This is a genomic window from Pedobacter sp. FW305-3-2-15-E-R2A2 (assembly GCF_038446955.1).
Taxonomy (GTDB): Bacteria; Bacteroidota; Bacteroidia; order Sphingobacteriales; family Sphingobacteriaceae; genus Pedobacter.
Genome location: NZ_CP151803.1, coordinates 1,296,084 through 1,317,637, shown reverse-complemented (window position 1 = coordinate 1,317,637; position 21,554 = coordinate 1,296,084). Strand labels below are relative to the sequence as shown.

The following is a 21,554-nucleotide window of genomic DNA, read 5'->3' as shown; positions in this document are numbered from 1 at the left end:
AACATTTTTTTTATAATTTTCTTAGAACGTCACCCTATTTCATTTTTTGGACGTAATATTGATTAACCTTTTACCAATTATTGTTCCATTTAAGCACAACGTCATGTCAGATTTCTTATATAATAAACCGTTTCGGCTAAAAAACATCTTCGAAAACAAGGATTTGAAAGAGGCGGATATAGGAAAATCTATCTCTCAAAACATAGAACTCATCATTTTCACGAGGTATGGAGAGCATCGGCACAACCGCAATTTCGGCTGCGAAATCTGGGATCTGGACTTTGAATTAATTGTAAGCGAAACCACCTGGGAAGAAAAATTCCGACAATCCTTATTGCGTTCCATCACGCAATATGAGCCCAGACTGTACCAGGTAGAGGTAGAAATTAAAATGAGTGAGGTAGAGAAGATATTTTCCATCAGAAATGTTACAGAAATTAAGAAAAAGGTAGATATCTCTATCTGGGGAAAAATGAATATAACAGGAGAAAAATATTATTTCAACACCGGTCTCTTTTTAAGTCCATTATCCAGCTAAATCAAATTGTTCTATTTTAAGGATACTATGCACACAATTATAGACAGTCCTGTTAATCCATCAAACCAATCATTCTCCACAAGATGAAAAACATATTTTACTCTTCAAAAGACGAAATCCGAAATAGAATCCTTAAAAACGCACAAGACTATTGGGGAATAAAAAATACCAATGATTTTGATCCATTGGTAAAACTGATCATTGAAGCGCTGAGCACGGAGATATTCGGAGTTTCCAATGATGTTAAAAATCTGGAAAACAGAATACTCGATAAAATATCCAGAATCCTCGCATCAGACACCTTAACCTCTGCGCTTCCCGCTCATGCAATCCTTCATGCAAGGCCTTTTGAAGCAATAGAAACCATCGATACCAAAACACAGTTTTTTCACCGGAAAAAGTTAAAAGACAAAAATGAATCGAATAAGGAAAATGCGGTAGACGTATTTTTCAGCCCGCTGAAACCAGTAAAAGTATTCAATTCGGGAGTTTCTTACCTCGCCAATGGAAATAACTTGTTTCAGATTGACGGACAGCACAACAAATTACTACTCAGCAATACCATTCCCGGAAATTCACTGGAAAACAACACCATCTATGTTGGGGTAGAAGTTACGCCCGGACTCTCTACATTTAAAGGGATGAGCTTTTATTTTGACTGGAGAAATTATGTCGTAAATGACCATACTTACGACCTCCTTTCTTTGTCCAAATGGTCGATCAACAATGCTCCGGTTAATATTTCCCTGAATAAGTTCCATATGGAACCGGAAAACAATTTCCAGTCGCCATTTGAAAAACACGATGTCCTGAACCTCCTCAATGAGGACATTCAGGCCTTTTATTCCAGTCGCTTTCTCACCATCGACGACGAGAACATCTTCCTTCCCCACCCATACTTACAACTCTACCCTAAGGAATTCGAAAATGTCTTTCAACCGGGAAGCCTGGTCAGCTTTAAAAAGCCGGTCCTTTGGTTTAAAGTCCAGTTTCCGGCAGCCATATCTGATGTGATGCTCGATGAGCTCCACATCTCTACCAATGCCTTCCCTGTCGTGAATAAGCGGATGTTTGAGATTAAACACCGCCTAAAAATGATGACCAATATCATCCCGGTAAAGCTGCAGGACCATGACCAGTTTTTATCCGTACATGCCCTTAGCGACAAGCTCGGAAACACCTATACAGAAATCCCGCATACCCATTATGACGACCGTAATGTAGGTTCTTTTTCCATCCGTTACGGTGGCTCAGAACGCTTTGACGGCCGGAATGCGAAAGAAGTTGTCGATTATCTTTTTGAGCTCCTGAGGGATGAAAAAGCTGCTTTTTCTGCTTATGGCTCTGATTTTCTAAACAGCTCTTTAAAGGATCTGGAACAAAATATCTCGATCATCGAACAAAAAACAAAAGCACAGTTGAGCATGATCAAAGAGCTGTTGAACTATGTGATTGTAAAGCCATTGAACAATGCAGACATCATGTTTCTGGAGTTCTGGACCACCAATGCCGAAATGGGAAATCAGATTCGTTCGGGAAGTCACCTGCAATCTTTTGAAAGCAGTAAAGTGATGCCGGAAAGCCTGTTCCTATTGAGTAATTCTAAAGGTGGAAGGGCGCGGTTAAATGCAGGAAACCGGGTTCAGGCTTATAAATATGGCCTTACTACGGGAAACAGACTTGTGACTCAGTCTGACATTATTAATTTCTGTTTCTATGAACTGGGGACAAAGATCAAGGCGGTCAACATCCGGAAAGGACTCATGGCGACCCCAAATCCAAAAGAAGGTTTTATCAAAACGACCGATATTGTAATCACACCCAGTCAGCAGAACGAACTGAGCAGAGAGGAATGGAAGTCTATGCTGGAGCTGACCAAATCAAAACTTGAAATCCGCAGCACGATGAACATCCATTACCGCCTGATCCTCGATTAAAGGTAAACGGTAAAACCAAGATAAGCATTTTCACTATCAGCACCTAAAGAACCCAACCTGTTGGCCTCGCTGGCGAGCAGGTTGACCTTCACTTCCGTCTCTACCGGAACCAGATAAGACACTGCAAGATCTATGATACGGGAATGCGAAGTCCCTGGCATAAAACTAAGCAGACGGTGTGTATCTGTAGGTCCAATATTAATGATCATTTCCTCTTCATCGGTGGCAAAACTATTGCCGATGATGGAGTTGATGCCAAGCGCACCAAAACCAAGTTTAAACTGCATATGCTCGTCTATTAACTTAGGCTTAACATTCGACTGTTTCATCAGTACCTCCACCGGGGTTTTAAAAAGAACCGAAAGCAGCTGTCCGAGGAAGATAACGTCGTTACGTTTCTGATGAATGACCGGTAAAAGGTGCATCCAGATGATGCTTTGTTCTTTATCAAACAATTCAAATTCCTTCCATTCTGCGGCAAAGATTCTGGTCAGGTCGCTATAGGTTGTTTTTTTATCCAGTCTGTTTTCATAAAGCTCCAGAATGGTTTTCAGCTGATTGACCTCTGCTTCGAAAGGCATAAAAAACTTTCTGGCATCTTTCTCCTCCGTTCTTCTAAACTGGACATCTTCAACCATTTGCTGCTCCGACATCCCGGAGCTTCCGGTAGGTGGATTATGAAAAAGGCCTTCCGGCAGCATATCATATAAACCTTCCTGATGACTTTCAATATTGATGCAATCCTTCCGTTTACTCTCGGAATAATAAAAGGTATGGCCACCAATTTCTTTGGCAAACGCTCTTTTTCTGGGGCCAACGGGAAGTACGGCAATCTGATCGGCTTCAAAATCTCCCGCTTCAATCAGTTCCGCAGCCAAAGCTGTAGCCTTAAAATCCGTTTGGAGATCATTTTTCAAATGTAAACTCTCTTTCATATATTTATTTACCGCATACTTAAACCTACATACCCTAATAATTATACCATTTTTATATTAAAAAATTTAAGGTACTATATTTGTTAACAGATTAAGCATAAATCATCAAATACTATTTAATGGACGTTCAATCATTTTTTATTCGTTATTTACTTTTTCCTTTAATCTTTATTGTCTCCGCTGCGCTACTTTCTATTGTCAATAAGAAAAATCAATTTCTAAACAACAAAAGGCTAATAGTTAGCATTTTAGTACTTAGCGTATTCCTTGCACTCCCTGGATTTCTTGGCTTTTTGAGCTTTGATTTTATGCCATGGGGATATATCATTTGTCAAATCTATTTTATAGGACTCGGAATTCTTTTTGTATACCTGTTCACAAAATACTACCCAAAAGAATTGCTCGAGAGAAAGTTCTTTGTAATATTTGCGATATTAATTAGCTGCCTGCTCAGCTTCTACCTTTTCCAACTGGCTTTCAACTGGCTTAGTGACATTCATTTCGGAATCTGGGCCGCAACGAGCCTGGTGACCTTCTTTGTTCCTGTTTTGTTCTGGTGGGCCTATGTCGCACTGATCAGCATCCCTACAGAAATTTATAAGATCTGGCAATATCCATCAAGCCCGCTGAACATCAACCTGGATCACCTTGATTTTGACCGCATGCTCGTGCTCGAACTGGAATTGTATAAAAATACCAACGACCCTGAACCCCTGAAAGTAAAAGCGAAAGCACCCGAAAATATGGTATTTGGTGATTGGTTCTACAAATTCATCGAAGATTATAACCTGAAATTCCCAAAAACTCCGGTGAAATATATGGGAGAAGATTTTGAATCTTTTAAATGGATATTTTTCATCAAGACCTCCTTCTTTAAGAAGAACATCTTTATTGATCCGGACCTGGACATCATCAACAATGGCATTACAGAGAAGATGACCATTTATGCAAAAAGAGTATCTGAAAACGCTAATAAACCAGAAAAAGTAGGTGACGAATCTATTTTTATATAACCGACGACTATGATTTCACCATTAAAATATAAGCCCGTTAACTGGGTGGATGGCATGAAGCTTTCCAGCAATCATTTTATTGCTACAGATCAATTTAACCAGGATTTTGTCAGAGATGCGAATTCTGTTTTTATCAACCACTTCAACTATGGTTTGCTCCCTCCTTTTGCAGGGCAACGCTTGTCGCACGACATCGAGATCATGGAAAAGGCAACGAACCATATTGAGGTTAAAGTGAGGCATTGTAATGCCATCACTGCCGAAGGTTGCAGAATAGACATTGAGAGCTCTTCCAACTTCGAGGATCAGCTGACTTACAGTCAATATTTTAGCAGTGAAAATATAGATCATTCCAGAGTGATGGTATTTAACATTCTGCTGATGGTGAACCCATTCGAAAGGATGCCTTCAGGGAATCCTGATCCGGAAGACAATCCGCCAAGGTATCCGGACATTTCTAAAAATTACAGCATTACCATTTTACCGGCATCTGAAATGGCTCCAAAAGCCACAGACAGTTATCACCTGACCATCGGACAGCTGATCCAGGAAAGCGGCAGAATTACCATCAATCATAATTACATCCCTCCCAGCAGCAGCATGATCAGTCATCCTGGCTTAACGCGTTATTATGAACTGTTTAGCAGCCTCATCAATGATCTGCAGCTTGCGGCCTTTAAGATCATCGACAAGACTACAGGAAAAGATTCCATCACGCCATTGGGTAAAAATATCCGGTTGCTGTCTGAAAAACTGCTGGATTACATTGCACAGATCTTCTTCAACTATAGAAATTTCGGTTATCAGCAATCTCCGGTCTATATCGTAGGCTATTGCTCAAATCTTGCCCATGTGTTCTTTACCGGAATCAAACTGGTAGAATCTAAGGAAAGAGAAGAAATGCTAAAATATTTCTACGAATGGAGAGACGTAACACCAGGAAACTTCGAAGAAATCCTTGCCCGTATGATCGAGATGGTCTATGACCATCAGAACATCTATGCTTCCATGTCTATGACGGAAGAGTTTTTAAAAGTAATGGTTGCCCTTTGGAATAAGCTGGGTATGCTGGAATACATTGGTCAGCGCAAAGAAAATATCGTTGTCGCAGAACAACAAGTGGTGCAGCAGGTTCAAACGAAAAGAAGCTGGACATTGCTGGATTAAAAACCAAGAGAAAGACCTCATTTTACTTATTGATAAAAATCCCGTTGGAAGCAATTTCAACGGGATTTTCTCGTCAACATAGTCATGTTATTTAGGTATATAATTTATTCTTCGCCACATAAATAGATATCCCATCTACCTTTCTGTTTGAACCGTTGGTCTATCTCTTTTACCATTTTTTGTAACGAAATATTCATTAACCTTTTTGTCATATCCGAAATGTACAGATCAGCTCTGACACTTAAGATTTCACTAAATCATACCCCTCCGGTGAATTAACATTTGACACCAAACGCCAACCAGCATCCAACTTATCTTCAGCTTCCTGCCCGACATAGAACACACCAATACGCTTAAATTCATTCTTAATTTTCTTTGAAAAAGACTTATATAGGTCTGATGAAACAGGACCATTGGAAGTGATCTCAATGCTACTTGCAATCAAAACATCCTCCTTTTTCGTAAAGATGCCCCCAAGCTTTAATTAGATTCCCTGAGGGTTAATTAATAAATCTACCGCATATTTTATTCCCCCCTTTCTTTACTCAATTTCTCGAATTCCAAGTTTAGCATTCTTTGGGATAATTAAATACCGATCAGTAAAACTCCAATCTCCAAAAGATGCAAAATCAATATTAGGATCATCAAATATTGAATTATGATGAGTAATGACTAGATTATCAAAGAGTCCCATCAAAAAATATTGAATATCAAAAGATTCTTCTATCTCTTTTAATATTGGTTCAATATCCGATTTTGTTGTAAAAAACAATCTGCTTGCTACTCATTGTTTTTTGATTAGTAATAAATGATCTCCTGGCGTTTGAAGCCTTATTCTCGCAGCATAATAAACTCTCGTGAAGTTATTGCCCGCTTTATTGTAGTTTATTTTTAACTAAATGATTTTCCCTAAAGCAATTTGCGATCAAAGTAATGGACGTTCCCAAATAAAAAAAAAGTGGATATAATAATATAATTCTACGAAAAAATGAGCCGCCATTATTTTTAAACCAATATATTTCATTAGTGAAATTCATAAAAGTAGCATTGTTATCATTTGCAGACGCAAAAAAGTCAAAGACTCCATAGAGACAAATCAATAGTAGTATTAACCTTGTTGTCTTGTTTTCATAAACCAACAAAATAGTCATTACAATCATTAACAACATATTGGAATGTCTTATACTCAGTTCACGATTCGCAATTAAATACATTTCAATACTTGTTATTATAATAAAGACTATGAATGTTACTAACTTAATCACTCTCATATCTTATTATTTTTTATTATAGTAAAACAATTGACTCCCGTAGTCATTCTTTAATGTCGAGAACATTTCGATTTTAGGCGTCTTATAATAACCATTCTTACTAAAAGCATACTGAGTCCCATTTCTAGATGTCCCTAAGTATATGACCGCATGATTAGGTTCATCAGAAAGAAGATAATTTTTTCCAAAACTGACAATGGTCATACCAAATTTATAGCTCTCCTTTCTCCCTGTCACATTTACAAAACCTCCTCCTCTGACGTTAGTTAAGAAATCCTCACCACTAACTTCCGAATTTTTAGGGAAGCGCCCGCTAGAGACAGATAATGCACAACCAAAACAATTATAATTTGCATCCGTAAATAAACCCGGAGCAAAATTATCATTATACTTATCTGGATTTTTTTTTGTATCTGCAATTATTGAATTCATCGTTCCTACTCCGGGGATATCATCCGTAAGTTTTATACTCCCAAGCTTGTTTATTTTACTATAAAGCTTATTAGCCACCTTTTGATCTACACCTAAAAATTTGGCCAGCGTTTTAGGATCATCTCCTTTCTCTGCTTTGAGCGTTAAATTTCCTTTCGAATCCATCCCAGGTATCCATTCATTAGACTGTGCCCCCTTTGGTCCCTCAGGATACTCATCAACTATTCCACGATCTGCAAACCTGCTCCATCCATCAGCAAACATCCCATCCGGGTCTGTAAAACGCAAAGGATTGTTAAACACATATACATAAGGGGAATACCTTCTGCCCTGTTCTGCCAACGGATCGATAACCGTCCACCGTCCAATCACCGGGTCATAGAACCTGGCCCCATAGTCATACTGTCCTAAACCATCCTGCAGCTCCTTATCATTATAAAGGTAATTATTTTTCGCCCCCAATAAATAACCATTAAACCGCTTTCCAAACGGATAATAATCATCGTGCTGGATCTCCCTTGCTGCTCCGGAAAAGATGTCAAAACTCAATCTGTTGTTCCCCAGATGATCCGAAAGGTTGTATTCATACAAATAACTGCTGCCACTTTTCCTCGCCCTTCCCTCTTCAGTCTGGATAAAATCTATCGCCCCGGAAGTATACTGGATCCCCCCGATATAATCTACGGTTACCCCTGCATTCACCGCCCTCAACTTCCTTCCTCCGGCATCATAGGTATAGGTGATTGAAGTTCCCCCACTCACCGTCTGAGGCAGGTTCAGGTAATTATAAGTAAAGGTGTTTGTGCCATCAGTCAGCACATTCCCATTCAGGTCATAAGTATAAGTTCTCGACGCCCCTCCGCTCACACTGCTCAGCCTGTTTCCGCTATAACTGTAACTCTGAGCAGTCCCGTTATCCCTGGTCAGGCTCAGAATGTTCCCCATCACATCGTAACTGATGCTCTTTTCATCATTCCCGGTTCCGGAGATACCCGATAACAAACGCCCTAACTGATCATAATTGTAAGCATAATTCTTAGTCAGGTTTCCCGGGGTTCCCCAAAGCTGCCCGGTCACATCTCCATTGTACCGGGGCACTGATCCATCATTATATTTCAGCTGAATGGCCAACAGCGAAGCACTTTTATGGGTCAGCCAGCCCCGGGAATTATAAGACATGCTAACCGTCTGGAGACCATTGTGCAGTTTTCTGGTACTTTCCTGTCCCAGTTCATTATACCCCACCTCCGACAACAGCACTTCCGCATCTGTATTGATCTTCTGATAGGTTTTCGTTTTCCTGCCCGAATGGTCATATTCATACCGCATGGCGACCGTTACACTTCCCCCGCTGCTGCTATGCGTCCTGACACTGGCCGTCAGGTCACCTGTAAAATCCCAGGTATTGACCACCCGGTCGGTGCCACTAAGGTGGTGATCACTGATGCTTTCCTTTAACCTGCCCCGCTCATCATAATAATTCACCGTCAGCAGCATCGTCCCCGTGCCAAGGATGTTCACCTTAGTTCCTGTCGCCAGTCCCTGGGTCCGGCTCGTGACCGTCTGTGTCGCATCATAGGTACCCGTTTTATCCGGAATGGTATAATTATCGTAATAGCTGATCAGCAGCACCTGACTCAGACTGGTTGGATAAGTATTGGCTGTATATCCCGTTCCTGTGGCTACAGAAGTTTCCCAGAGGGATGCATTTCCGTCAACAGCAGTTTGCTGTGTGCTGCGGTAATTTGTATTCGCCGAACTTCCGGTATGACTGTAAATCCCGGTAATTGCCGCCCTGCCCAATTCATCATACTTAAAGACCGTCCACTGCTGAGGCGTTTTGGAACGCTGAACCGCATCCTGACTCATCACCAGTTTGTCCAGTTTGTTATAGACCAGAAACTCCCAGCCTTTCCCCGGCAGCTTCTTTTCGGTCATCAGCCTTTTGCCGTTGTAATGATAACCATAGATAAACTGGTCAAAAGCAGCATCACTCTCGATAAAGCTGGTCCCTGAAAACCCCGGAGGGATCACATAACGCAGGTTATTCAGCTCATCATATACATAATAAGTGCTCAGGAAGCCAGATGGGCCCTGCACCCGTTTCAAAACCAGCCGGTCCTGGTCATCTTTAAACGACACGCTTTTGTTCCCGTTTTCATCGGTCAGCGTATCTACATAAAGCTTTGCCTTGGGGTAATAACTGCTTCCCGTGGCGCCATTGGCCGTTACCTTCCACATCCTCACATCTGTAGCCACATTTGCCGCATACCCGCTACGCAGGGTATGCCCACCATTGATCTTCCAGTCTCCTCCGGGAAAGCCCTGCTGCTGCACCCGGCTCAGCGGGGAAGCTTCAAACTTTGTTTCAGAATAAGCCACCTGTCCTGATCCCGAGGGGATACTGATCACCCCGGCAGGCGGGCTGTTGTAAAATGACTGCTGACTGCCCAGTGCAGCAGCCCGGTAGTTTCCGGTTGCCGTGCCGTTGTCGGTATAAGGAAGGTATTTCTTCGCTTCACGCCCATAGTCATCGTAGGCGAAAGGCAGAATCACATCTTTTCCTAAAGGGCTCCACTGATACTGCACCTGCTGCATCGGACGCCCGAGACCATCCAGATAACTCACACTTACCTGAACCTTGGTTTTATCGGTAATCACACTGTTCAGTCCGGCTTCTGTGGTAATCCCGCTCACCTGTACTTTAGCGGTTTTGATATAATTCTGATCAGCAGACTGTCCAAAAGCTGCCAACTGTCCGCTCAGCAGCAACAAAGTAAGTTTCTGTAAAAGTCCTTTCATCGTTTTAATGGTTAAGCGTTAAACGCTGTGATCCATTATCCATTGAAGATCAACAGCATGACGATGACTAATCTATATACAAATATCTAAAAGAAAAATAAACAACCAATTATTTTAAAAACAATATTTTTTAGAAAAATTAATTTCTATGGTAAATAAAATAAGATAATTTCAATTATTTAAAAAATAAAACACAAATCATAAAAAATTGATTAAACCAGAAAAAAAGGTCTTCATTCATTATCCATATAAAGGTGATGATCAAATCATTAGACCAATGGGATATATCACTTTCAAACCTATTTAATGCTGACAGGAATCAAGTCAAAGACTGCCTGCAGTATCCCTCAATATAAACCCGTTTTTTACTCCTTGCTTACCCGCCTTTAACACGCTTTCAAGCGGGCTTGCACCGAGTATAGACCGAGTATAGACCGAGTGTAGACCTAGCTTAGGTAAAACCGATCCCGAACCTTTCCCGAAGCGGTATTTACCCTTGCTTTTCCTGGCATAACTCCACCTAAAAACTATACATTTTCCTTGATATTCCTACTGGAGCTTTACCTTACATCTTTCATTTTCGAACAGTTGCTCCAGCGATTCCAGATAACCTTTCCTTGTCTCTTCATCACAGGTAATTACGTTAGAGAAAAAACGGTGTTCCAAAATTCGCATTCCTGTAAAACCAAAGGTATTTTCGGCAACAGTCCTCATGGCATCAAAAATACCTTTATCCACATAGTTCTGTTCTTCTGATCCAACAGTGTTGATGAGGTAAAGATCTTTACCCTTTAACATTTGCTCCAGCCCATTTGCCCCATAACCATAAGCAAAGCCATAGCTCAGCACGCGGTCAAAATATCCTTTCAAAATGGCCGGCATTCCCGTCCACCAAACCGGATGAACAATGGTAATGAGTTCCGCCCAAAGAAAGTATTCCTGCTCCACAAGTATATCTTCCGGGACTGCCCCTGATTTAAAAGACAAAATATCCTCCGGCGTTAAAACCGGGTTAAAGTTTAAAGCATAGACATCGCGAATTCTCGTTTCATGTCCTGCGGTCTGGGCATAGTAATTTACAGCGTCCTTAATCGCATGGTTAAGGCTCGCCGGATTTGGATGACAATAAATAATGAGGTGTTTCATGGTTCCTTAAATTTGTTAAGACAAACTTAGGACGCCTGCAAATGGGGATATTGTAAGAAAACGAAACAGCCCCTTCCCTCCGGACAGCAAAGACTTTTACCATCCTAAAGAAAGGGGCTGAATGTTTATTTCAGAGCGATTTCAATTTTTTTCGAAGCTTGATTTCTAAAGACTTCTAACGTTGCCTTCTGACTCAGCTGTAAGCCCATCTGAATCGTCATCAGGTCTTTCATATTCTTTACCGGCGCATCGTTAAATTTCAGGACCACATCATTAGGCTGCAGCTTTCCATAAAGGATACTCTTTTTTGGAACTTCCAATACCAGCACTCCTGTTTCTGTGGCCATCCCCGTTGCAGAACGCTCGCCAAGGGTATTTAGGTTTTTTACCTTTGCGCCAAGAAAATCGTAGCTATCCTGCCCTTCCGTTTTCATTTCTGAAATCAATACCGGTAATTTCACCGGCCTCACTAAAGCTTTCAACGAAGGAGAAGTGACCCCAAATTCGTTCATAGGAAAATTTTTAAAGCCCAGTTTAAGCGCAGGAGAACCAGGTTTCACCCGATAATCTCCGAGAGTTGCTTTTACAAATTCTGGATCTCCAAATGCAGAATGTGCATCCGTACCTGCCTTTTGTGCCGCAGCAAGTGCCTGCTCATCCGGAAACAGGTTCGCATCCACCTCTTTACCCCAGTCATTCACACGGATAGGGAAATAGTTGCGGGTTACAATGTTATGTCTGAATACATCTCCGCTATCGTTAAACCATACATGGGGATGAAAGGAATTGTTCAGGATCACATTGTTCTCTACCGTTCTGAAGAAACCTTCCCGAAGTTTCAATCCTCCATTCAGGCAGACATTGTTGTAGATATGATAGTTTGAGGAACCATCGTCCAGGTCAATATCCCATCCATGATCGCAACGAAAACGGTTGTCATGAATCACGATAGGCTTAATCACATCAGCAGTGATCAATGCAGGATTGTCTTTTGCAATCCCCGCCATCACTGCATAATCCGGATGCCAGTAACGGTCGCGGCCCCAGGAGTTAAAAGCACCATGATCTCCCGACTCCAATACCGTATTGTATACATCATTGTATTCAATCAGGTGTCCTCCCCAGGTTCCTTCACTAATGTTTATTCCTGCTCTGGGCACATCATAAATCGTGTTATGACTCACCTTAATGTCCATAGCCATAGAAATCTCCACTCCTGCAACCTGCTTTTCCACGGTTCCCAGGCCATACATCAAAGTATTTTCTACCGTACAGTTTGAAGGATAATTGTTTGTTTTTGGTCCCGTTACCCGGTCTATTTCATTTAATGGCACAAACTGTCCATATTCAAAACTCGGAGACCGGACCGCTTTAGGGTCGCCCACAAAGCAAACACCACTTGCTCCGGCAAACGCAATATGACATCCTGAAACCAGGTTGTTCCGGTTGTAATTGCTCATAAACACCGCGTTACCACCAACCGTATTGAAAAAACAAGCCTTAACCACACAGTGCTCCGCACCTTCCATCACTACTGCTCCTCCGCGATAAATGGTCCAGTCGCTACGCAACAGCGGTTCTTTTGTCTCCATGAAGGTCCTTAGTGTATGACTCAGCTCCATACCTTCAATCTGAATGTTCTTTACCGGTTGTTCCGCCGTTCCGCGAAATTCAAAAAGCGATTTCAACTGTGGGATTTCGACCACTGCTTTCGTTAAATCTGTCTTTTGTTGCGGATAGAAATAAAGGATCTTTTCTCTGTTATTGAAATACCATTCCCCGGCGGTATCCAGCTCTTCAAAGATATTTTCTACATAACGATATTTATCGTGCATCCCCATCTGACGGTTGTTCTGAAAACCGCCTTCAAGAGCCAATTTCCCTTCCCCGTCTTTTCCGGAAATCAGGTATTGATACCCTCCCCATTCATGCTTATGAAGCGCATGTACAAAGCCACCTTCCGGATGACTCCATCCTTTAACGCGTTCCGGGCTGATGGCATCGGCCGAAGCACCGCCAAAAAACCTGATGTCCGGGTTATAATTCGGATACCTTGCCATACGTTGCTGTTTTCCATTCAGGAACAACTGATCGAAGGCCAGCTCCCCGCTCAGCTTAGCTTGTTTAATGAAACCTTTGTAAGTCTCCCATTTGAGCGATAAAGGCTTTGCGCCACTTACTTTCACCTGCTCTCCCGGGTAGGACTTATAAGTTACCTTCTCTCCGCTATTCCGGGAATCTAAACCCGTAAAAATCACCGGGGCAGTCAGGTAATAGGTTCCTCCACGCACATAAACCGTTATCGCTCCTTTCATAGACCTTAAGGCCGTCTGTGCCCTTTTAAAAGTGGCAAAAGGTTTTTCTTTACTGCCTGGATTTTTGTCATTCCCTTTGCTGGAAATATAGAGGTCTTTAGCAAAACTGTTGCTGCTTAAAAATAAACACAGCAAACAGCTGAGTAAGATGATCCGGGGCCTTGTCGTACGTTTCATAAATCAACAGGATTATTTTTTAATTATTTATATACTGGGTTTTGAGCAATGTTATTGTTGACTACCTCTTTATCAGGAATCAACCAGGTTTGGTTATAGGCACCGATCGGATTGATCAGCCCTGTTCCTCTTCTGTTTTGAATATTTTGCAGGGTATTCGTCCTTTTCAAATCAAACCAGGTACTTCCTTCCAGGCAAAGCTCCCATTTCCGTTCCATCCAGGCTGCTTCGCGAAACTGTTGTTGCGACAATCCGCTTAAGTCGGGCACATTCGTCGCATTCGCTTTATCGACCCTTGCACGTTTTCTGATTTCGTTGATATAAGTATAGGCAGCTCCGGGTCCGTTTACTTCGTTTTCAGCTTCAGCAGCGATTAAATACATTTCTGCCAGTCTGAGGTAGGGAAAGGTATAACTCACAATTGCCCCGGAAGAAGTGGTTCCGGAAGCCACCCCCGATGCATCGGCGAACTTCTGGAAGAAAGGGTTGAGTATCGTTCCTTTCGGACCAGCATAATTTTGAACAATCCCCCATTCTTTTCTCTGATCGCCGGTGGCAAAACTATTGATAAACCAATCCGCAGGAACAAGGATCGGGTTATAGGTGGCCGCAGTCAGGGTAAGCCCATGCACCGGATTGCCACCCAGGCCAGTCACATACAGTTGCTCCCAAATCGACTCAGAAGTATACACTGTTTTATGAAAGACACCTGCAAAATCATCTGCCAATTTGAACTTTCCGGAATTGATTACCGCTACTGCTTTCTCTTTTGCATTGGCAAAATATTGGGTTTGCTTTAAAGGATTGCCTCCCATTGTGAGGTAAACCTTAGCCAATAATGCGGTAGAAACCAATTTATAGACCCTGCCCTGAGCTGTGGTCGATTCAGGAAGATTTGCTTCCGCATAATTTAAATCCTCCAGGATGAGTTTGTAAATCTCTGTCTGCGCTGTTCTTGGCATTTGTAAATTGGCATAATCTGTAATCGGCTTCACAGGCATAGGAACATCACCATACAGCTGTACCAAATAAAAATAAGCATAAGCCCTCAGAAAACGGGCTTCGGCCATCAGTTGTTTTTTCTTCAGCTCTTCCAACGGGCCTTTAGGCAATTCGTCCAGGATAAAGTTTGCATTTTTGATGATGGAGTACGCGCCTCCCCAGGCTTCTCTGGTATTGTAATAAAAAGCCGCCGGAGCATTCTGGTACATCGGTAATGCCTGTTCAGCAGCAGCGGAAGGAGCACCGTAAATATCGGTACACATCTCCAGCATCATCGCCGTGTTTCCGGAGTATAAGGGCAGGCCTGAATAAATCCCCACTACAGCCAGTTCATAACTATCAGGGTTCTTAAAAAAATTCTCCGGGGAGATAAATGTCTTAGGATCTTCTTCCAATGCCTTTTTACATCCGGAAATGACGGTGGCCATCAACATTAAAGTAAGCAGGGAATAGGTGATATATCGTTTCATGATCTGTTCTTCTAAATGATTAAAAATTAACTTTAACACCAGTGGTAATCGATTTTGCAGCAGGATAATTTCCCCTGTCCCATCCGTTTACCGTGGCCGCAGACCAGGAAACCTCCGGATCATAACCAGAATAGTTGGTGATGGTAAAGTAGTTCTGGGCACTCGCATAAAGACGAATAGAAGCGATGTTCAGGGCCTTCAATATTCCCGGAGAGAAGGTATATCCCAGGGTCACATCTCTTAACTTCAGGTAGGAACCATTTTCCACCCAAAGGCTATTCGCATAATCTCTGGTATTCTGCATGCTCGCACTTGAAGGCTTATCGCCGGTATTACTCGTTCCAGGTCCTTTCCAGCGGGCATCAAAAGCTTCCTGTGTTGGTGTCCACAGGCCATTCAGTGTCAGGTTATATTTCCTGAACTCATTGACAATTTTATTCCCAAAAGAGCCTACAAACAGCAAACTCAGGTCGAAATTTTTATAACTAAAGCTGTTATTAAAGCCGAAGGTAAATTTAGGCGTCATGTTCGCCAGCACATGTTTATCTGAATCGTCTACCCTTCCGTCACCATTGTGATCCAGAAACCGGTATTCTCCTGCATGTTTTTGAGGCTCTCCATTCGCTGCTGCTTCGGCATCGGTCTGGTAAACACCAGTTACCGTTTGTCCGTAGAAGGAATGCATCGGCTGACCAAGAATCATAGGGAACCAGTTTCCTCCGGCCCTCACCTCTTTGTATAAGATTGGGCTTCCATTAGCTGCCTTGCCCAAATCCGTCACTTTATTGGTGTTATGAGAAAAGGTCAGGGAAGAAGACCATTTGAAATCCAGTCCTTCTATATTTCTGGTGTTCAGCTGGAATTCAAAACCACGGTTTTGTACCGAGCCCAGATTTTGAAGTACAGAACCAAAACCAGAGGATTGAGGTAAGTCTACATTCAATAACAAATCATTGGTTTTTTTATCGTAGTAATCCGCCGTTAGCTGGATTCTATTCTGGAAGAGTCCTACATCGATTCCCAAATCCAGTTCTTTCGTGGTTTCCCATTTCAGGTTCCTATTGGACAATGAACCCAATTCATAGCCCAATACCGGTTGGTTATTAAAGACAGGGTTTACTGCCGATACGCTGGCCAGCGTTTGATAAGGATCGATCGCCTGGCTTCCGGAAGCACCATAGCTCGCCCTCAGCTTTAGATTGGAAATCGAGCTGTTATGCTTCAAAAAGTCTTCTTCCGACACTTTCCAGGCCAGTGCCGCGGAAGGGAAAAAGGCGTACTTATTGTTTTCTCCAAAAACGGAGGAGCCGTCAAACCTTCCGGTAAAGGTGGCAAAGTACCTGCCCATGTAATCATAATTGATTCTTCCCAGATAAGAAAGCAGGCTTCTTTCTCCAAAGTAGGTATCCGGCAATGCTTTATTGGTGGCTCCCTGAATGTTATTATTCAGGTAGTCATCCGTCACAAATCCTGAGGCCACATTGCTGTTCAGTCCTTCTCTTTTATCATACTGATAACTAAATCCGGCCAGCAGATCCAAGTGATGTGCAGCAAAGACCTTATTATAGTTCAATGTATTTTCATTTACAAAAGAAGAGCTGTTGCCATAACTTTTAGAAGCTTTACCAGCGGGCTGTCCAAAAGTAATGCTCGGTGGATTATACATATCTATTTTATTATTGTTGGCATCAACACTCACACTGCTTTTTAACTTCAGGTCTTTGATCACTTCATAAGTAAAAGCAGCACTTCCTAAAATCCTGAGGGTATTGCTGGGATTGTATTGTTCTTTTGCTACCCCTACCGGATTTGTTTGTCCCCAGCTCACTCCTGTAAAGACGGTATATTTTCCATTGGCATCGTATACGCCCTGGGTAGGCGGCATGACCATCGTCTGAAAGGGCACACCACCAAAATCTGCACCGGCATAGTTGGCCTGTTTATACCTGTCCTGAACAATCGATAAGTTCGTATTGAATTTTAATTTCTCACTTAATTTCTGGTCCAGGTTGATTCTGGAAGAAAACCTTCTGTAATTTGAATTTTCAATGATTCCATTCTGATCAAAGTACCCCAGAGAAGTATAATATTTTGTGTTTTCAGATCCCCCGGAAAAAGATAAAGTATGGTTCTGAACCGGAGCAGTTTTATAGACCAGGGCTTGCCAGTCCGTACCTTTCCCCAATCCTTTGATTTCTTCAGCAGTATAAGGTAAGGGTTTGCCATCATTGGCCGCCACTTCATTCTGGAGCTGCCCGTATTCCGAAGCATCAATCAGGTCTTTTCTTTTTCTGAGGTTTTGAAAACCATAGTATCCATCATAATTCACCTGCAATTTTCCACTTTTTCCGCTTTTCGTGGTGATCATGATGACCCCATTCGCCCCTCTGGAGCCATAGATTGCGGTGGAAGATGCATCCTTCAACACATCAATCGTCGCGATATCGTCCACATTGAGCTGGGCAGAAACCCCTTGAGATAAAATCCCATCGATCACATATAGCGGTGAATTATCGCCACTGATGGAATTGGTTCCCCTGATGGAAATTTTCATCCCTTCGCCCGGCTGTCCTGAGCCCTGGTTCACCTGGACACCAGCCATTTGCCCCTGTAAAGTTTGCGCCACATTGGAAACACCCTTCACCTGTGTGATCTTTTCAGCACCAATGGAAGATACTGATCCGGTCAGGTCGGTCTTTTTTACCGCACCATAGCCAACCACCACCACAGATTCCAGCTGTGCGGGCTCTTCTTCCATAATAATGTCCGGCAGCGCAGGTCCCTCTACCCTTATTTCTCTCTTTTTAAAACCGATAAAGCTAAACAAAAGCAAGTCTCCAGGATTTGCACTGAGGGAGAACCGGCCTTGTGCGTCGGTGCTGGTGCCCTTTCCTGTTATTCCTTTTACGATGACACTTACTCCGGGAAGCGGCTGTCCTTTCCCATCCAACACTCTTCCTTTGACGTCAATCGCAAGCACAACAGAGGTATTGAACTGATTGCTTATCACCTCCTTTTCAACGATGGCTATATTTTTACCGATCACTTTAAACGTTAAAGGCAGGTCTTTAAGGCATTGGGTTAAAACCTCATTAATGGAGGCATTTTTCAGCTTTACCGAAACATTTACCCGGCTTGCATCATAGTTCTTTATAAAGAAAACATAATCCGTTTGTTTTTCTATCAGCTGGAAAACTTTATCCAGCGTGGTATTCCGTTCGTTCAGGTTGATTTGGCTATATCCTTTTGCACTGGCGTACATCAGGCCTATCATCATCAGGAAAGTGGTTAATTTCATGACTATAAGTATTTTTCTTGGGCGCCATCTTTCGGGCACAGCTAGGTTAAAAGCATTTATTTTCATACTTTTGAATGTTTGGGTTAATACAAGAATTCGTTTCCAATTGATTTTTTTATTCCTGATTTCATCAGAAATCCGGGCTGACTCAAATACTTACCGTGGAAGTACTTCGAATACTTCTGCGGTTTTTTTTGTGCGCCCCTTAACGGTGGATCACCGTGACCTGACTGCTCTTTTCATGTGTAAATTTGGTTTAGATTTGGTTGTTTGTTGGTTGTTATTTATTGTTTTTTAGCCGAAGGAGATAGAATGCTCATTTTTTTTCCTTCGATCTTAAAATTAACTTTCGAAAAGCTGAGGATTTCCAGGGCCTGCGCAAGGCTGGTATTCCGATATACTTTTCCGGAGAATAAGGTTGGCGGAATCTCCCCTACGTAGGTCACCTCTACATCATACCATCTGGACATCTGACGCATCAACGTTTGCAGACTGGCATTTTTAAACATAAAATATCCTTCTTTCCAGGCGATGGCCATCTCCGTATCCACCTGATCCACGGTCATGCGGTTTCCTCTAAGCAGCGCTTGTTCTCCCGGCTTAAGTAGAGCAAGATGCCCGGATTCCCTGACCTTAACGCTCCCTTCCAATAAAGTGGTCCTGATGCCATTTTCATCGGGATAAGCATTCACATTGAAATGCGTTCCCAATACTTCTACTTCTTGTTGATTGCTCATCACACGGAAAGGTTTTCCTAAATCACGGGCGACTTCAAAATAGCCTTCTCCCTTCAGTTCTACCCTTCTTTCTTTGGCGACAAACCGGGTTGGATACTTCAGAGCCGAAGAGGAGTTTAGCCAAACTCTGGTCCCATCGGGTAAATTGATCTGATACTGACCTCCTTTCGGAGTTTCGATGGTATTATAGGTAATCGGAGCATTTGCATTTTGAGCATTGGAAGGATCTATTGAATAGATCAATTGCCCCTCTGCCGTTTTACGGATACTGATTCCCGCCTGCTCTGCAATCTTGCCTTCTCCGACATCGGTCAGGATGACTTTTTCGCCATTGGCTAAGGTGAGGATGGCTTTGTTTCCTCCTGCGGGGATATCCTGAACATAGGATGGTGTTTTCTGTGGGGGAACAGGCTGGTAAGCTGTTCTATAGAAATAAGTTCCTGCAGCGATGAAGAGTAATACCGCAGCTGCAGCCGCTATCCGGGACCAGATTTTAGGTTGTGGCTTCTTTTCTGAAAGCCCGGCCCTTTTAAGGGTACCTACCCAAATCTCCTGATTCAGGTGTTCGAAATCCTGATCTTCCTTCAATTGTTTTCCGGAAGCTTCTTTAATATACCAACGGTCTACCCATGCCCTTTCTTCCGGGCTTGCAGTTCCATTGTTATATTTATCGATCAATACCTGTGCTTTCTGTTCGTTCATTAAAAATAAAACACATGAAAGATCCCCGGGGGGTATCGGGTATTAAAAAAAAATTAAACCAATGATTAGCGAAGAAAGGCAAGGGCTAAGAGCGCTGCTCCTCCCGATGCTTTCAAATGATGTTTGATCGCTTTGATCGAATTGTGGACCTGCTTTTTAACGGTTTCTTCTGAAGTCCCCAATCGCTCCGCAATCTCTTTGTAAGAGAGGTTTTCTTTTCTGCTCAATTCAAACACCTGTTTCATCCGGGGCGGAAGGCTTTGAATTTCCCGTTCAATTGCTGCTGCCAGATCTCGTTCGTTCAATTCATCCATCGTTACCGTACTGGCCTCGTTGATGAATTTTGCCAGGGAATTTAGATAAGCAGTTTGAAATTTGTTCTTCCGGATCAGGTTTAGCACCTTATTTTTCGCCATCACATAGAGGTAGCCGGAAAGGTTCAGCTGATCAGGAATCCGGTCAGAATTGATCCATAAGGAGCTAAAAAGTTCCTGAATGACATCTTTTGATTCTTCTTCATCCAATAACATTTTATACACATGGCCATACATGATCCGCCAGTACCGATCGTAGATTTCCGTAAATGCGGCCTGATTACCATTTTTTAAAAGAGTCACCAATTCCTGGTCAGAAAACCTGTGCTGAAATGCCATTCGTTATTTATCCCCAACGAATATAGGAAAAAGCAAATTACTTAGTGTGAATGGCCAAAGACTTTAGAATCTGACCATGCCGGATCTCCTGTCCGGGCATGGTCAATATTCCTGAAATGGTATTATTTTCTGGCAACCGTTACGATGGCTTCCAATGGTACTTTCAGATCTTTTGAGCCAAAATGAGTCGTCAGGCGTTCAGCCAATACTTCTACCAGCTCGGGTAAAATCTCTGCATTCCGTTCTGTAATCCCTACGGATATTGGGGTCCCTTCCAACAATCCTTTTGCCGCACTATAAGCATTCGGACTATAGCCGTTTACTTTTACCAAAGTGGTCTCTACATGAGCAAAGCCACCTTTACTCAAGTCCATCTTGATTAATCCGGTATCAAAATATGAAAATGGAATGTCATAAAAGTTAGGTGGGTTTTGTGGGAAATACTCATCCAGCAGTTCTTTTACCATTTGAACGGCGATATTTGCCGACATCATGTTCCAGCTATTGAAGATCATTGTGCCTCCGTTTTTCAATACGCGGTAAGCTTCGTGATGGGCTTTCACCTTATCGCTATAAAACATCACACCAAACTGTGCAACGATACAGTCGAAAGCATCATTACCAAAAGGCAAGGCCATGGAATCTGCCACTTGCCATTTGATCCCTGCTGTTTCTCTTACCATTTCTTTGGCCAGGCTGAGCATGGCGGGATTGATATCTGTGGCAACCAGGGTCGCATGCTCAGGCAATACCTTCAAGAGGTGATTGGTTACCCTTCCCGTTCCGCAAGCGATTTCCAGTACCGCTGAAGGGTTTAATTTCCGAACCCTTTCTGCCATGTCGATAGCATAGGATTCAAAAAGCAGAGGGCCCAGATGCTCTTCATAATTGATCGGAATATTTCCCGAAAATGAGGTTGTTTTTGTTGCAGTGTTCATACAATAGGATTTTGGTTTTTT

General features: G+C 42.5%; 13 protein-coding genes. 4 read left to right on the top strand and 9 right to left on the bottom strand.

Annotated features, from left to right (window positions below; genetic code table 11):
• The first annotated feature begins 103 nt into the window (after positions 1 to 103).
• A complete protein-coding gene (locus AAFF35_RS05440) occupies positions 104 to 538 on the top strand; it encodes a GPW/gp25 family protein (RefSeq protein ID WP_074609939.1) in 435 nt (144 codons plus the stop codon).
• 83 nt (positions 539 to 621) lie between these two features.
• On the top strand, positions 622 to 2,475 hold the full coding sequence (locus tag AAFF35_RS05435) for a hypothetical protein (protein WP_342331392.1): 1,854 nt from the start codon (positions 622 to 624) through the stop codon (positions 2,473 to 2,475).
• Here AAFF35_RS05435 and AAFF35_RS05430 read toward each other — a convergent pair.
• Positions 2,472 to 3,410, bottom strand: a complete 939-nt coding sequence (locus AAFF35_RS05430; RefSeq protein ID WP_342331391.1) for a type VI secretion system baseplate subunit TssG — start codon at positions 3,408 to 3,410, stop codon at positions 2,472 to 2,474. The two genes, AAFF35_RS05435 and AAFF35_RS05430, sit on opposite strands and share 4 nt — an antisense overlap.
• Before the next feature lie 119 nt (positions 3,411 to 3,529).
• Between AAFF35_RS05430 and AAFF35_RS05425 the strand changes: the two genes are divergently transcribed.
• Both AAFF35_RS05425 and AAFF35_RS05420 read left to right on the top strand, forming a co-directional pair.
• The gene (locus AAFF35_RS05425) at positions 3,530 to 4,423 is read left to right on the top strand and encodes a TssN family type VI secretion system protein (RefSeq protein ID WP_342331390.1); all 894 of its coding nucleotides are present in this window, start codon (positions 3,530 to 3,532) and stop codon (positions 4,421 to 4,423) included.
• Between the two features lie 9 nt (positions 4,424 to 4,432).
• Positions 4,433 to 5,590, top strand: a complete 1,158-nt coding sequence (locus tag AAFF35_RS05420) for a hypothetical protein (protein WP_342331389.1) — start codon at positions 4,433 to 4,435, stop codon at positions 5,588 to 5,590.
• A 1,277-nt stretch (positions 5,591 to 6,867) separates the two neighbouring features.
• On the opposite strand, the gene AAFF35_RS05415 is transcribed toward AAFF35_RS05420, so the two are convergent.
• The 8 genes from AAFF35_RS05415 to AAFF35_RS05380 all read right to left on the bottom strand — a co-directional run bounded on the left by AAFF35_RS05415 (position 6,868) and on the right by AAFF35_RS05380 (position 21,533).
• Positions 6,868 to 10,095, bottom strand: a complete 3,228-nt coding sequence (locus AAFF35_RS05415; RefSeq protein ID WP_342331388.1) for a DUF6443 domain-containing protein — start codon at positions 10,093 to 10,095, stop codon at positions 6,868 to 6,870.
• 549 nt (positions 10,096 to 10,644) lie between these two features.
• Positions 10,645 to 11,241: an NAD(P)H-dependent oxidoreductase gene (locus AAFF35_RS05410; protein ID WP_342331387.1), complete on the bottom strand. Its 597-nt coding sequence runs from the start codon at positions 11,239 to 11,241 to the stop codon at positions 10,645 to 10,647.
• A 125-nt stretch (positions 11,242 to 11,366) separates the two neighbouring features.
• Positions 11,367 to 13,733: a PDZ domain-containing protein gene (locus AAFF35_RS05405; RefSeq protein ID WP_342331386.1), complete on the bottom strand. Its 2,367-nt coding sequence runs from the start codon at positions 13,731 to 13,733 to the stop codon at positions 11,367 to 11,369.
• A gap of 23 nt (positions 13,734 to 13,756) precedes the next feature.
• Positions 13,757 to 15,205 (bottom strand): RagB/SusD family nutrient uptake outer membrane protein, encoded by a 1,449-nt coding sequence (locus AAFF35_RS05400; protein WP_342331385.1) that lies wholly within the window; start codon positions 15,203 to 15,205, stop codon positions 13,757 to 13,759.
• A gap of 19 nt (positions 15,206 to 15,224) precedes the next feature.
• Positions 15,225 to 18,503: a TonB-dependent receptor gene (locus tag AAFF35_RS05395; RefSeq protein WP_342331384.1), complete on the bottom strand. Its 3,279-nt coding sequence runs from the start codon at positions 18,501 to 18,503 to the stop codon at positions 15,225 to 15,227.
• Between the two features lie 284 nt (positions 18,504 to 18,787).
• Positions 18,788 to 19,942: a FecR domain-containing protein gene (locus AAFF35_RS05390; protein WP_342331383.1), complete on the bottom strand. Its 1,155-nt coding sequence runs from the start codon at positions 19,940 to 19,942 to the stop codon at positions 18,788 to 18,790.
• Positions 19,943 to 20,007: 65 nt separating this feature from the next.
• Entirely contained in the window at positions 20,008 to 20,595 is a 588-nt protein-coding gene (locus tag AAFF35_RS05385; RefSeq protein ID WP_342331382.1) for an RNA polymerase sigma-70 factor, read from the bottom strand.
• A 122-nt stretch (positions 20,596 to 20,717) separates the two neighbouring features.
• Complete coding sequence (locus AAFF35_RS05380) at positions 20,718 to 21,533, bottom strand: class I SAM-dependent methyltransferase (RefSeq protein WP_342331381.1); 816 nt, start codon at positions 21,531 to 21,533, stop codon at positions 20,718 to 20,720.
• Positions 21,534 to 21,554: the final 21 nt, after the last annotated feature.